Source organism: Pirellulales bacterium, from assembly GCA_019636335.1.
In the GTDB taxonomy this organism is placed as follows: Bacteria; Planctomycetota; Planctomycetia; order Pirellulales; family JAEUIK01; genus JAHBXR01.
Genome location: JAHBXR010000004.1, coordinates 97,730 through 112,485 on the forward strand (window position 1 = coordinate 97,730; position 14,756 = coordinate 112,485).

The 14,756-nt window shown below is 65.2% G+C and carries 9 protein-coding genes; 2 read left to right on the top strand and 7 right to left on the bottom strand.

What is annotated here, in order from left to right; translation table 11 throughout:
• Nucleotides 1-7: 7 nt before the first annotated feature.
• From KF708_05775 to KF708_05785, 3 genes are all read right to left on the bottom strand, one after another.
• Complete coding sequence (locus tag KF708_05775) at nt 8-2,326, bottom strand: HTTM domain-containing protein (GenBank protein MBX3412209.1); 2,319 nt, start codon at nt 2,324-2,326, stop codon at nt 8-10.
• Between the two features lie 212 nt (nt 2,327-2,538).
• Nucleotides 2,539-3,234 carry an aspartyl/asparaginyl beta-hydroxylase domain-containing protein gene (locus KF708_05780; GenBank protein ID MBX3412210.1) on the bottom strand — a complete coding sequence of 232 codons (696 nt, stop codon included), beginning with the start codon at nt 3,232-3,234 and terminating at the stop codon, nt 2,539-2,541.
• A 32-nt stretch (nt 3,235-3,266) separates the two neighbouring features.
• A complete protein-coding gene (locus KF708_05785; protein ID MBX3412211.1) occupies nt 3,267-4,043 on the bottom strand; it encodes a hypothetical protein in 777 nt (258 codons plus the stop codon).
• Nucleotides 4,044-4,989: 946 nt separating this feature from the next.
• On the opposite strand from KF708_05785, the gene KF708_05790 reads away from it, so the two are divergent.
• Entirely contained in the window at nt 4,990-5,583 is a 594-nt protein-coding gene (locus tag KF708_05790) for a sigma-70 family RNA polymerase sigma factor (GenBank protein MBX3412212.1), read from the top strand.
• Nucleotides 5,584-5,690: 107 nt separating this feature from the next.
• Here the strand turns inward: KF708_05790 and KF708_05795 are convergent, their stop codons facing one another.
• Nucleotides 5,691-8,093 (bottom strand): peptidase, encoded by a 2,403-nt coding sequence (locus tag KF708_05795; GenBank protein MBX3412213.1) that lies wholly within the window; start codon nt 8,091-8,093, stop codon nt 5,691-5,693.
• Nucleotides 8,094-8,556: 463 nt separating this feature from the next.
• Between KF708_05795 and KF708_05800 the strand changes: the two genes are divergently transcribed.
• Nucleotides 8,557-8,805, top strand: a complete 249-nt coding sequence (locus tag KF708_05800) for a hypothetical protein (protein ID MBX3412214.1) — start codon at nt 8,557-8,559, stop codon at nt 8,803-8,805.
• 19 nt (nt 8,806-8,824) lie between these two features.
• Here the strand turns inward: KF708_05800 and KF708_05805 are convergent, their stop codons facing one another.
• The 3 genes from KF708_05805 to KF708_05815 all read right to left on the bottom strand — a co-directional run bounded on the left by KF708_05805 (nt 8,825) and on the right by KF708_05815 (nt 14,680).
• A complete protein-coding gene (locus KF708_05805; protein ID MBX3412215.1) occupies nt 8,825-9,712 on the bottom strand; it encodes a creatininase family protein in 888 nt (295 codons plus the stop codon).
• A 101-nt stretch (nt 9,713-9,813) separates the two neighbouring features.
• Nucleotides 9,814-11,190 (bottom strand): DUF1501 domain-containing protein, encoded by a 1,377-nt coding sequence (locus KF708_05810; protein ID MBX3412216.1) that lies wholly within the window; start codon nt 11,188-11,190, stop codon nt 9,814-9,816.
• 64 nt (nt 11,191-11,254) lie between these two features.
• Nucleotides 11,255-14,680, bottom strand: coding sequence for a PSD1 domain-containing protein (locus KF708_05815; GenBank protein ID MBX3412217.1), 3,426 nt, complete (start codon nt 14,678-14,680; stop codon nt 11,255-11,257).
• Between the last annotated feature and the right edge of the window lie 76 nt (nt 14,681-14,756).

The following is a 14,756-nucleotide window of genomic DNA, read 5'->3' on the forward strand; positions in this document are numbered from 1 at the left end:
TTGAACGTCAGGGATTCTCGGCTGCGGGCTTGGCTGTGGGCTGCGCCGATGCAGCGGGCGCCGCCGTTGGATTCGCGGTCGGCGAATCGGGCATCGTAATCCACTCGTTGTGCGACAGATAATGCCGCTCTGCCGTCGTGAGATCGACTTCCGGATCGATCACCAGCCGCCAGGGCTCGGGCGGAATCGACGACAGATACAACACGCGCACGCCCGGCCTCGACTCGAACTGCTGCTCCCAGCGATCGGCCACGTGCTGTGCGTACTGATGAATCATCAAAGGATTCTTCAGCATGTTTAGAATTTGCCAGTTGACGAGATCGGCGTACGGATTCCAGACGAACAGGGTGCCTCGCTCGGGCTCGCGACGCACGTGTACGAGCGGAAGCGCCGTCCAATCGGCCGTGTAGAGCTGTCCCATCGGCACATAGACCGTCTGGGGCGAAAGCAGCAGCGGTCGCAGCTCGTCGTGATTCAACCGCACGACACCATCTCCCAGGTCGCGCTGCAAGGTGATATCGGCGACGCGCACGAAGGGTGTGCTCGGATCGGGGGCGCCCCAGAGTGCCAGAGGGTGAATCACGGAGAACACGGCCCCAGCTTGACGGCCGTGTTGCGGATCGGCGGCCAGATCGCGCAATGTCTCGCGAAACTGGTTATAGGTCGCGACCCGCTCCGCGCTATTGGGCGGCGTACGTAATAGCGCCGCGTACAGCGAACGGGCACGCTGCGCACGCTCGATCATCGCGGGCGATGCCTTCAACTCGCGCAGGCGGCGCTCGAGATATCCAAGCTGCACCGGAACCGAGCCGGTCTGATACAAGCTCTCATCGGGCAAGACGCGGCGGAACTTCTCGTTCCAAAGGTCTTTTGCCCGCTGACCTGCCTCCAGCGTCGTCATCGGCACTTCGCGTCCACCCGCGAAGGGATTGATCAGAATGCGCTCGCCGTACAACGGCACGAACTCGACGATCACCTCGGGCAGCTTCGACCAATCGACGTTACCGGGATTGAGATTCTCGTACACGATCTGCTCGCCTGAGTACGAGAACCAGTCGATCTCGGGCTTGCCGTTCTCCCCCGTCGTCTGCAACGAAGGATCGTCGACATAGAAGGTCGGAAACTGCGACAACTTCAACGACGATTTCATGCGCCAACTGAACAGGCCCCCTTCCTCGGTCCAGATCACCGGACCGGCAATCGCCAGGTGACGCAGGGGCCAGACGCACTGCAAGACCAGCCAGCAAACGAGGATCGTCGAGACGGGCCAGCGCGACACGGGCGCCGCGGGGGCCGGTTGAATGCCCGACGGCTTCGGCTGCCAGCCCAGCGCGGCGCCAATGCCCGGAATCGCGATCGCCCCGGCAAAGAACCAGCTCCAGTCGGGCCAGGGCACCTTCGGCTTCCGCACCACGTTCCACAACCGCGTCGGCCAGTCGGGCGCGAAGAAGATCAACGCCGACAGCACGCCCAGCAACGGGAACCAGCCGATGTCGTCGAAGAATAGGAAATGATTGAGGGCGTGGAAGACCACGGTCAGCATAAAGCCCAAGAATCGCGTGCGCCGGAACACCAGCAAGAAGCCCACCGTCAGATCGAAGGCCAACCCCGCGTACGAGAGAAAGTAGGCCGTCTGCGGTCGGGCCAGCAGCTCGCGCAACCAGTCGAAGGTCTCCGCCGAGAGATAGGGACGATACGGCGCCAGCACCGCGGGCGAGTTGGCGACCGAACGCATCGGTTCCGCGGCGTTCAAATAGGGCGCGTTGAGTTTGGTCAGCCCACCGTAGAAGTAGACGATGAACAACTGCGCGCGGAACAGGAATACGCCCCAGAAGGGCACCCAGCGCGAGGGTGCGTCCCCCTCGGGAAGAGTGGCAGCTTTATTGCGCGCATCGACGCTCCAGCACCGGTCGGCCGGAATGAAGATCAAGTACAACAGCAACAAGCACTCCAGATAGTAGTGATTGTTGTAGTTGGCGGCATCGATCAGAAAGACATAGCTCCGCAGCAGGAAGGCGACGATCGTGGCCGGGCGATAGAGAAACCCCGCCGCCACGGCCACGCCCGAGACTCCCATCAACAGGATAGCCAGGCTCATCCAGGGATCGGCCAGCGGCTGGATCCAGCTCAGTCCCGGATAGCTGAAGTGCCAGTTGACGCGGGGACTCGTATAGAGCAGCTCGACGATCGAGGTATTGCCCTGGGGGCGTAGCAGGCTGACGGCTTCGAGCGCCGTGACAAGGCCGACGAAAATTCGCATCGCGGCCAGCGAGCCGCCATCGACGGGAGCGGCCATCCATCGCGTAAAGCGCTGCCAGACGTTCATGTAGACTTTCGCAACTCCGTCTGGACCAAATGCTCGGCGGCGCGACCTGAACGGCGCGCCGCAATGGCGTAGAAATCGCCTCAGACTTCCCCAGCACGAACACTTCCACGGTAAGTGGGGTGCGGGGGTCCGTCAAGCAGTCACAAATCCCTTGCTGCAAAATAGTTGCTGCGTTTAATTCGCACGCTCCCAGAGACCCCGGCTCGAACCCGTCAGCCCAGGGGGGCCCCGGCCCGATCCAGTTTCGTCGTGGGCCAAATAATCAGTCGGCTCAGCAAAAACATCATCAGATCGTTCAACCACCGCACCGGCCCCGGCAGAGGCCGCTTGATGTCGAGAAACAACACCACGCGCGGGTCGCCGCTGTCGTTCCAGGCCTCGTGTTCGTAGGTGTCGTCGAAGAGCAGGCTGCGCCCAGGCTCCCAGGCCCGCACCTCGTCGAGCACTCGGATCCGGGCCGAGCCACGCGGCTCGGGAATCACCAGCCCCAGGTGATAGCGCAGCACGCCGCGGAAGGGTCCTCGATGCGGCGGCACGTGGTTGTGCCCCTCGAAGATCGAGAACATGGCGGTCGTCATGCCTGGCACGGACTGCAATAGTTCGGCCGTGCGAGGACAGCGCCGGCAATTTTCCTCGAGGTCCTTGTCCCAGATGCGAAAGACGAACGCCTTCCACTTGTCGTCGGCGATGGTCGTCTCACCCGGTAGCACATCGTACAGCCGGGGCACACCCCGTCCCGCCAACAACGGCGCGAGCTCGTCGCGAATCTCTTCCCAGTGCGTTTCGAACGTCGCGATCCAGGGAAAATCGTTCGTTTCGAAGAAGGCCGGCGTCGGGCTGAAGCAGCCGACCCACGCGCCATACAGGCGCGAAAAAGTCCGGAGCGCCAGTCGCACGGGGTTCGCCATCTCGGGGTTGCTCGCTGAAACTCGGGCAGCCGTTACTTGCAATATTTGGCGTAGGCGTCTTTGGTCGCTTCGATGCCGCGCTTCAGGCACGAGACATCGCCGCCGACGCTCAACATGCGACACCCCAGCTCGACGGCGCGATCGGCATACGCGGGATCGGCTGGCACGATGCCCCAATGCTTACCATGCTGGCGGCAGGCCTTGGCCACGCGCTCGATGGCCTCCCACGTGCCGGGGTGGTCGAGCTGGCCGAGATGCCCCAACGCCTGCGAAAGATCGCTCGGCCCGACGAACAACAGATCTACGCCATCGATAGCCGCAATCGTCTCGGCCTCTTGCAGGGCGCCGGTCGTCTCGATCTGAATCGCCACGAAGTGCTCGCGATTCGCGTCGGCGGCAAACTGGGCCTGCGTCTTGTGCGTGTAGTGGGCGTCGTAGCCGCTGGTGTTCATGCCGCGAAATCCCCGCGGCGCGAACTTGCACCACTGCACGAACTCCTCGGCCTGCGCGGCCGATTCGATCCGCGCGGCCATCACGCCGCCCCCTCCCGCCTCGAGATTCTGCGTCACCAGCGCGTAGTCGGTCGGCGCCATGCGGACGAAGCAATCGAAGTCGTTGGCCCGCGCACAAACCGAGAGCAACAACACCTGCTCGTACGTCAGGCCGCCATGCTCCTGATCGATCCAGAAGCCGTCGAAGCCACCGGCCAGGCCGAACAGGTCGACCGTCACGGGGTTGATCGTGCGACCCATGCAAAACAGGCGTACCACCTTGTCCGCAGCCAGCATCTGCTTGATCTTCACACCCATCGTGCGGTCGCTTCCTCGTTTGAAATGCCACAAAAACAGGAAAACCAGGCCGGTTCCAGGATCGGACCGGTCGCTCAAAGCGGGCAGTCTGACACCCGCGCCGGGGGTGGTCAAGCTGCCGAAGCGGGCGAAAAAAGAGTCGCTTCGACCGCCTGTCCCGTCTGCCGGCCGTTCGCGAAGTGATTATTACAACGGAACTTGCGAATTGGCGACTTTTTTCGTGAACCTGCCAACCGATACAGTGTCTAAAGACTCCGTAAGGCCGGTCGTTCATCCGGCAGGGGAGATTCCCGGCCTGCTGACACAACTTGACCCGTGTGGGGAAAGGTGTCAGTCTTGAGTGACCGGATGGGCCGGGCTGCGACGGTGGTACGCCGACCGTCGCGGCCCGTCTGATCCGGAAGGTGCGGTGCCGAGTGGGCGCCGGCCGCACGGATGACGTTTCTCTCCAACCGCGCGAAGCGCAGGAAGACGAACATGCGTAACTCGATCATTACCCGCTGCTCGAACGACGTCCTTGGTATTCGCCAAGATCGCGCCGTCGTGGCCGCCGGTGCCGAACGAGTGCATGCGTCAGCATCGCTTGCGCGCAGTCTCTCCTTTGGGCATCTGCATCTATTGGCGGAGAAATTTGCCACGGCGCTCACGCGTTATTGGCAGATGGCCGCCAGGGCTACGACGAAGCCGAAATGTGCCGTCGTCGTGGTTACGCCGCCAGTCGGACGCCGAGTCCGTGCGGTGCCCAGGGTTTCCGTCGAAAGAACCTAGTCGCCCGACAGGTTCTTCCTCACACCGAGGCTAACGACGGAAGCCGGCCCAGCCGACGCTTTGGCTGACCGTGCCCGTTCATTCGCGCACCTGCGTCAGCCCCAGCGATTCCAGCGTTGGGTCCTGTGCGTGCCGCCGTGCCGCAATCGCCAGGAAATAGGCGCGGAGAGAATTCCCCATGTTTGCTACTACGACCGATACCAACGAGTTGAACGAACTGACCACCACCGGATCGCTGGTCCGCGCCGCGCAGGCGGGAGACCGGGACGCCTTCGGTGCGCTGGTCGAGCGATACCAGTCGAGCGCCTACGCCATCGCGCTGCGTCGTCTGCGGAACCACGCCGAGGCCGAAGAGCTCGTCCAGGAGGTCTTCGTCCAGGCGCTGCGGAAGATCGACCAGTTGCGCGAAGGCGAGTGCTTCGGAAGCTGGCTCCGCGCGATCACGGTCCGCATGGCGATCAACCGCGCCGTGCGGTCGGCGCCGGTCTACGCGACCGAGCCGGAGACCTTCGTCTCGGCCTGCGTCAACCACGAAACGCCGCTCGCCAGCGCCCTCACCGAAGAGCGCCGGCAGCGCGTGCAGGCCGGTTTGGGTCGGCTACGCCGGCTCGACCGCGAGACCCTCGAGGCGTTCTACGTCCGGGGTCGCTCGCTGGCCGAGATGAGCGACGAGTTCCGCTCGCCGGTCGGAACGATCAAGCGGCGTCTGCACGTCGCGCGGAAGCGCCTGGCCAAGGAGCTCGAAGACCTGGCCGAGCCAGTCGGAGCCTAATCCGCTGGCACGGCACGGTCCTCAGATCTCGCGGTTCGACTCCTGCGTGCTACGGCACCAGGAGTCGAGCCGCATTTTCATGCGCGTCGGACCCCTGCCCCCTGATCTCACTGCCCCGCCATCTGATTCACCACGCCGCTGGGCAGTTCGACCTTGGCCCAGAACGGATGCTGCCGATCGCCGCGCGTCCGCACGTCCTCGAGCAGGACGACGAGGTCGGGCAGCACGTTGAACTTCTGTCCGCCTTGCTTGGTCCTGTTCCCTTGTAGCTCGATGCTTCCGTCGAATTGCACCATCTCGGGCGCGAGCCACACGGTCACGCGGCGGGCCCCCGAATCGACGCGCACGTTCCCCGTTGCCGTGAGCTTCGCGTCGACCTGCACGGGACGGGTCCCGCGCGGCGGCGGCCAATGGTCGGGATCGACCAGGGTCTTTTCCGGCAGGTCGGCCAACTCGACCCACCAGAAGAAGTTGTCCCAGGGGCGCATTGCCTGGCAGGTGAATTCGCGCGGGAAGAAGTCGCGCTTCTGGCGTCCCATCCAATCGAAGAGGCGCAGAATCTCGTCCGAGAAATGTTCGTGCCCGCGGCCGACATATTCCACCACCGTGGTGTTAAAGCCCCGATCGAGCATGCGATCGAAGTCGCGGGCGTTGCGGATCATCTTGTCGCCGTCCATTTCGCCTCCGACGAAATAGAGGGGCACGTAGCGCGCGTTCTCCCAATAGAAGTTCGTATAGCGGTCCGAGGTGCCCGAGATGGGAATCGCGCCGGCCCACAGATCGGGATGTGCGATGGCGAGGTCCCACGCGGCGTCGGCCCCCATCGCGTGTCCGCTCAGGTAGACGTGGTCGACATCGATGGCAAACCGGCGACACGCATCGCGCAACGTGTCGAGCACCGCGGCATGCTCGCGGGCCGAGTATTCGTAACCGCGCTGTGAAGGTTTGCTCCAGGCCGGCGCGATGACGATGTATCCGTGGCGGGTGGCCTGCCCCAGGCGCGCGCCGTTCTCCATCCGCCCGCCGGCCCACCAATCGATCTGCAGCGCCGGATCGGTTCCCGAGGCGTGCAGCGTGACGATCGTCGGATAGCGGCGATAGGGATCGTACTCCGGGGGCAACTGCACCAGGTACTGAATATCGGGCCCACCATCGAAGGCGGGCACGCTCAACTGGTGCAAGCCGGGCGTTTCGGCATTGGCCGGCGGAAGCTGCCACGGCGGCTTCATCTGCGAGATGAGCCGCGCCACATGCTCCGGCGTCGAACCCTCCTGCGAACGAATCCGATCGAGAATGCGGTCGCGATCGAGCTTTACTTCTTCGGCCAGATAGTCGCGAATCAAGTTGCGCAGGTCGTACATGGCCAGGGCCACGCCCAGGCTCTCGGTGGCCGAGTTGCTGCCGGCGAGCCAGCCACTGGCCGCCAGGGCGATCTTTTCGCCCGGCTCCATCTGCGGATCGTCCATCAATTGGCGGTAGGCGCTCAAGCGATCGAGCGTGACGGGGCCCAATTCGGCCGCGATCTCGTCGCGCCAGGGACGCAGGCGTTCGCGCACGTCCGAGTCTTTGATCGCTTCGAGCTGCTCGTCGATCCGCGCCAAGACGGTGCTGCGCGTGGCCTCCTGCGTCTGGAACTGCTCGCTCATTTCGCGCGCCGCCCCCAACGTTTCGCCCGCGACTCCCTCCGAGGGAAAGTTCGCCACGAGCTGCGCGGCAAACCGATGCTGCCCCGCGTCGCGGCGCAGCTTGATCTCGAGCAGGAGCCGGCGGGCGCCCAACTGCAGTAGCGACTTGAGCTGCGGCGCGAGCTCTTCGCGACGATCGGGAAAATCGGCCACGATCTGCTCCAGCTCGCGCTGCGCGTCCTGGTAGCGGTCGCTCTGCAGGTAAAGTCGGGCCACTTTCAGCCGTTGCTCGATGTCCGACCCATTGACGTTGTTCGCCAGAATCGCCGACAGCGTTTCGCGGGGAATCGAACTGGTCGCCAGCCGCTGGTCCCAGATGTGCGTCAGCCCCTCGACCTTGGTCCACAGGGGCGTGATGACCGTAATGCCCTGGATGACGTCGACATTGCCCCGGTCCGTGTACATCTTGAACGTACGGCGGCCGAACGAATCGAAGGGCTCGATCGAGACGATCTGTCCCACGTTGTTCACCATCGGTCCTTCGCGTGGGACCGCCTGCCGGACATGGAAGCGTTCGACCGCCTCGGCCCCCGCCCCCTCGCGAACCTCCTGCACCTGGCGTTTGGCGACGAACGTGCGACGGAGATCGTCGTGGATGAGCAGGATGAGCCGCAGCCCCCCTTCTTTCTTCTTCATCACCGCCTTGGGATCCTCGGCCACCGCCGAGATGGGCGCGATGCTGCCCGACAGAATGCGACCGTCCTTCATCACCACGTCGCTCGCGGACGCGTGAGGGGGGGGAGTAGGACCGAAAACAAGCGTGACTGAAAGCGCGCTCGCGAGCGGCAGCACGTGCAGCAGCCGCACAATCAACCATTGGCGCATGGCGTCTTCCCGAACAGGATCGCCCAAGCCTGAGCTCTCTTCTGATCTCGCGGCGCGGTGCCTACGTCGCGCCGGCGAATCTTGCGACCGGCACCGAGCGAACCGGGCCGGCCTTGGTTCCGATGCGTTCCATTGTCGCCCCGCCCCCCAGGGAGTCAACGAAAATGCTAGACGGCGGAACGATTTGCGTCGGCCGCGTTCGCTTCGTGCCCACGGCATCGAAGCATCCGTTGCCAGCAGTGCCGCACCATTGACACCCCCGGTGCAATCCGCAAAATTGGCGCGACTGGGAAGATTTTACCGGCCCCTGCGCTGCCATAAACCCGAGCATGACCAGCGCGAGCCCGACCGACGTGCCTCGGGCGCCGCAGTGGGCTCGAGCCCGGTGTGGGCACGACGAATGCCTCGGCGGTCGATGGCCTCGGGTCTTGGTCCCTGCCGTGCAGCATATTGCGAGGGTGGCTTGGTTTCGCGCCGCTGGCTGATTCAACTCGTCGTCGCAGCCCTGTTGCTGCCGATCGTTATCTGCGTCCTTGCCGCGGTGGGCCGGTTGCTGGCCGGCATGGGGGACGCGACCGGCGGCGCGGTGCTCGACTACCTCGCGCTGGGGGCGGGAGTCCTCTGGCTCGTCGACCTGATCGCGCTCGTGATCTTGCTCGCGCTCGAAGCCGTGACGCGTGACGAGCAACCTAGCGACGAAGAGCTCCCCTAGCGCCGCCACTCCCCACCTCTTAGCGGCGACGTTCCAGCGAGCTAGCCTGTCCCCACGGCATCGGCATCGTCGGCTCCACGGTGTGCGTTTCCTTGCGCGGGGGAGCCGGACGGCCGTACCATTCGTCGATGAACTCCCCCAACCGCGTGACGGCCTCTTCGAACGCCTGCCGCCCCTTCTCGGCGGTGGCCAATTCGGCATCCCCCAGCACGCCCGTGTCCGAATAACTGGCCGTCCACGAGGTCACCGAGACCGGGCCGGCGCCGAACAGGTCGGTGTAACGATAGCGCGATTTCCACGTGTTGTACGAGATATCGTCCGAGCGAATCTTGTCCTTGCGCACGTCCTCGGGCGCGATGTGCAGGTACATGCTCGTCTCCAGCTCGCAGGCATGCGCGCACCCGCCGGGAAAATGACTCTCGCGCCAGCGCGGCAAGAACTCCGGGTCGACGGTCAACATCAGCCACCAGGCCGTGAACGCGCACTCGGCGTCCGTCTCGAGATTGCACCGCCGCGCGACCAGGTCGAGATTCGGCATGTTCGAGCCGTGGCCGTTCAAGAGCAGAATCTTCTTGAAGCCGTGGTAGGCCAGGCTCTTGCAGATATCGAGCACGTGCTCGATGAAGTGCGTGTAGTGGATGTTGATCGTGCCGGGAAAATCCATCACGTGGCCGGTGTAGCCGTACGATACGCTCGGCAGCACCACCGCCTTCGTGCGATTCCGCTTTCCGGTCTCGAGCGCGACGCTCGTCGACAGCAGCATGTCGACATCGAGCGGCAGGTGGGGGCCGTGTTGCTCGACCGCTCCCACCGGCACGAGGGCGATCTTGCCGGCGGCGACTGCCTCGTTCACGTCGGGCCAGGTGAGCTTCTCGTAGCGGTATTCTTCCAGGGCAGGACCGGTCATGCTGAGTGTCTCCGCGCGCCAGGCGAGTTGAAGGGCGGATGGCGACGGAACGAAGTCGCGCCGTCCGATGCCGAAGAGTGTAGCGAGCGCGGCGGCGTGCGTCACGCCAGCAGGGCGTCGATCACGTTGCCATGCACGTCGGTCAGACGCATGTCGCGCCCGCCAAAGCGGAACGTCAGCCGCTGGTGGTCGAGCCCCAAGAGGTGCAGGATCGTGGCGTGCAGGTCGTGCATCTCGACCTTGTTCTCGAGGGCGTAGTAGCCATATTCGTCGGTCGCGCCGTAGGTCATGCCGCCGCGGATGCCGCCGCCAGCCAGCCACATCGTAAAGCCGAAGGGATTGTGGTCGCGGCCATCGCTTCCCTGCGCCATGGGCGTGCGGCCGAATTCCCCTCCCCACAGCACGATCGTTTCGTCGAGCAGTCCCCGCGACTTCAGATCGCGCAACAACGCCGCCACCGGGCGGTCGGTGGCCTGCGCGTTCGCCTGGTGCCCTTCGACCAGGTTCGAATGCTGATCCCAGCGATCGCCCGGCACCTTGGGACACAACACTTCGACGAACCGCACGCCGCGCTCCACCAGCCGCCGCGCCAGCAAACAACGCGCTCCGTAGATCTGCGTCTCGGGACGATCGACACCGTACGCTGCCAACGTCGCGGCGCTTTCGTCGGCGAAATCGAGCAACTCGGGCACGGCCGTCTGCATGCGCAGCGCCAGCTCGAAGTTGGCAATCGCCGACTCGAAACGCTCGTCGTGGGCAAAGCGCTCGGCCGCGTGGCGATCGAGTCCGCGCACCAGGGCCAGCTTATCGCGCTCGGCCGCGGCATCGCTGCTGGCGGAACGCAGATCGGCCACCTGCACCGGCCCCTGCTGGAACATCGTGGCCTGATAGCTCGCCGGCAAGAAGCCGCTCGAGAAGCAATCGCGCCCCCCCGGCGGGATCAAGCCGCTGTCGAGCACGACAAAGCCCGGCAGATCGCGGCATGCGCTCCCCAGGCCATAGGTGACCCAGGAACCGAAGCTGGGGCGCCCCTGCAGACCGCTCCCCGTGTGCAGGAAATAGTTGGCCGACGTATGCTCCGAAAACTCGGAGACCATCGAACGCACGATCGCCAGATCGTCGACGCACTCGGCCACGGCCGGAAAGAGATCGCTCACTGGAATGCCGCTCTGGCCCCGCGGGCGGAACTTCCAGGGCGATTGCAGCACCGTGCCCACGTTGTTGAATTGCGTGAGGGGCACCTTCATCTGGATCGGCTTGCCATGCTCACGTGCGAGGCGCGGCTTGGGATCGAACGTATCGACCTGCGACGGTCCACCATCCATGTAGAGAAAGATGACGTTCTTCGCCCGCGGCGCAAAATGGGGCGGAAGCACGTGCTCGTCCGTCTCCGACGACGCCACCGCGCCATAGGCCGGGTCGGCCGCCAGCGCGGCAAGTGCCAGCGCCCCGAATCCCCCCGCACAGCGCGCGAGCATTTCGCGCCGCGTCTGTGCTCGCGAAATGTAGCGGTGGCAGTGCATGACAGATTCCTCGCGCTCGTTATTCGACGAACACGAACTCCTTGGTGTTCATTAGCGCATGGGCCAGTCCCTGGTAGGCCAGGGGCGGCGTATCTCCCGCACGCATCCGCGCGTCGAGATACGCAAGTGCCGCGTCGAGTTCCTGCGCATCGGGCGCACGCGAAAACGCTGCCAGGTACATGGCCGTGATGCGCGCGTGCGCGTCTACTTGCGGGTGCTCGGCCAGCACGCGCTCGGCCCAGACGCGGGCTTGATCGAGCACGAAGGGGTTGTTGAGCATGGCCAGCGACTGGCTGGGCGTGTTCGACGTACCGCGGCGTCCCATCGTCGTGATGGGGCGGGGAAAATCGAACGCCACCAGCATGGGCTGGATGAAGTTGCGTCGCACGCCGGTATAGAGCGTGCGGCGGCCATCGCCGTCGAGCGGTCCGCGCGCTTGCGGCGTGCCGCGGTCGACTGTGCCCTCTTCGATATAGGGCATGATCGGGGGGCCTCCCACCGTGCGATCGAGGCGACCGCTGACGGTCAACAACGCATCGCGTATCGCCTCGACCTCGAGCCGTTGCGGCGGCACGTGCTGCCAGAGCCGATTCGTCGGATCGGCGGCCACCGCCTCGGGCGAAGCCTGCCCCGACAACCGATAGGTCGCCGAATTGAGCATCAAGCGATGCATCGCCTTGAGCGACCACCCCGACTCGATAAAACGCCGTGCCAGGTAGTCGAGCAACTCGGGATGCGTGGGAAGTTCGCCCATGTGGCCGAAGTCGTCGGGCGTGGCCACGAGCCCCCGACCAAAGTGGTGCTGCCAGAGGCGATTCACCATGACTCGCGCCAACAGCGGGTTCTGCGCGGGATCGACCACGCGGCGTGCGAGCTCGAGACGTCCGCTGCCCACCGCCGACGAGCGTTCCTGGACTCCGCCGAAGACCTGCATGAACCGCCGCGGCGCCGGCTCGCCCAGCACGCGATAGTTGCCGCGCACGAAGACGCGCTCGTCCTCGCCCGTTCCGTCCACCATCGCCAGTGCGTATTGCGGCGCAGGCAGTGCGGCCTCGACCTCGCGATAGTAGGCGGCCACGTCCTCTTTGAGCTCGACGTGCAGAAGTCCCGACGCGAGCATCCAATTCACGAGGGCCACGTGATCGTCGTCGACTGTTCCGCCGCTTTCTCGGCTGGCCGTCGCGGCGGCCACGGCTTCGAGCACCGCCGACTGGTAGCGTGCCGCGAGCTCCTCGACCGATGCCACCGGCGGCGTCAGCACTAGGCTCGATATGCCGCTCGGCGATAGCGCTGGGGCCACTTCGTCCGACGTGCGAATCTCGCGCGCGAAGAGATAACCATCGACCGCGCGGTTCTGCGCGATCGCCTCGGGCAGCGTCTGCGTGGGATTCGGCAGCGGGCTGTCGACCAATTCGAGGTAAGCGCGATGACCGCGCCACAACTCGAGATCGAACGTGCGCCAGGCGAGCCGATCGTCGTCGAGCCCGATGGTCAGCCCGCCGTAGATCGGATCGCGAATCAGCGTGAAGCCATCGATGATCACATTCAGCCGGCTGCCGCGCCCCGCGGCCAGCACGTGCAGGTAACGCCGGTCGATCGTGAAGCTGGGCGAGCGCAGCGTGCCTTCGAGCCGTGGCGACAACTGGCCACTATGCGCCGCACCAGGGGGGACCAACCTCGCGCGGGGCTCGCGATTCGCTCCCGCGACGGTGAGCAACCACTCGCCCGAGGACGCGGGCCCGGCGCCAAAACTGTCGCCGGTGGCCAACCAATCGCGCCACGCCGCCAACTGAGGATCGGCAAAGCCCGCCAGCCGCGTGGCGCCTGCCAGCCGAGCGGCGGCATCATCGCTGGCGGCGCTGAGGCGCAGGGCGAGTGCCTCGCTCTCGGCGCCAAACTCGGCGGGGTCCGCGCTCGCGGTGCCTAGCACGCGCCAGGCGTGAAGCGGATGGGCAGGATCCTTGAGCTCGTCGCCCGCCAAGGCCTCGAGCCAGCGCGTCAGTTGGCTGGGATCGAGACCCCGTTCGCGCGCGATGCGTCCGCAGTGGGCGTCGCGATCTTGTGCGCCGTTCGTCGATTGCTCGACCGCCGTATTCACTTCGCGGGCCGCCAGCAGGCTTGCCGCCACCTGCTCGCCCACGCGATGCCAACCGGGCCGCTGTTGCGGCAGTTCCCCCACCCACCCCGCGCGAATCTGCGCCAGTTGCTCCTTGCCGGCGGCGATTCGTCCCCCGGGATCGAGCGGCGCCTGCTGATAACGCGAGCTCTTCAAGTAGCCGGCCAGCGCGTAGTAGTCCTTCGTCGCGATGGCGTCGAACTTGTGATCGTGGCAGCGGGCGCAGGCGATCGTCTGCGCGAGAAATGTCTTCCCCAACACGTCGAGCTGGTTGTCGATTCGATCGGCCTGCGTCTGCCGCACATCGACTGGCGAGTGCGACGCCTCGAGCAGCCAGTAGAAGCCCGTGCCGAGCACCGATTCGTTCGTGCCGTCGTGCGGATTTCGTCGCGGCTCGGTCAGCAGATCGCCCGCCAGATGCTCGACGACGAACTGGTCGTAGGGCAGGTCGGCATTCAAGGCGCGCACGACATAATCGCGATAGCGCCAGGCATGGTAGATGTCGTAATCGAATTCGTGTCCGAGCGTATCGGCGTAGCGCACCAGATCGAGCCAGTGCCGCCCCCAGCGTTCGCCGTAGTGGGGCGAGGCGAGCAGTCGCTCGACGACGCGCGCTTCGGCCTGCGGCGAATTGTCGGCCAGATAGGCGGCCAGTTCCTCGGTCGTCGGGGGCAGGCCAATCAGGTCGAACGTCACTCGGCGTAACCACGCGGCGCGCGGCAAGGGGGCCGCGGGCGCCAGGCTGGCTGCTTCGAGCGGCGCCAAAATGTAGGCATCGAGTTCTGTTTTCGCCCACGCGACATCGCGCACCGGCGGGGGAGACGATTTGGCAAGTGGCTGGTAAGCCCAATGCTTCGCGCGTTCGGCGAGCTCGAATCCGCTGGCCGGCTTCACGGCGGCTGCCGTCGACTCGGCCGGCCAGGGAGCCCCGTCGGCCACCCAACGCTCGAACAACTTGATTTGCTTGTCCGACAGCTTGCCCGTGGGGGGCATCTGGTAGCCGTCGGGACCGTAACGCAGGGCTTCGACCGCGAGACTTTCTTCCGGCTTGCGCGGCTCGATGGCCGGCCCGGTATCGCCGCCCGCCAGCCAAGCCGCGCGCGAATCGACGCGCAGCCCTCCCTTTTGCTCCTGGTCGGCGTGGCAGCGGTAACAGTTGTCGACCAGCAGCGGGCGGATCTGCCTCTCGAAGAACTCGATCTGCTCGGCCGAAAAATCGGGCGACCCCTCGTCCCCCCGGGCACGCGGCACAATCAAGGCAGCGCCCGCCAACAGCAAAACACCGAGCACGTATCGAGTTCGCACGATCGGTGAGAGACCGTTCCGCATGGAGTGGATCGCGTGGCTGGCGGGCGAGAAGGTCACAAGCCCCGGGTCTGGCGCTGGCGCCGTACGCTCGATTGTC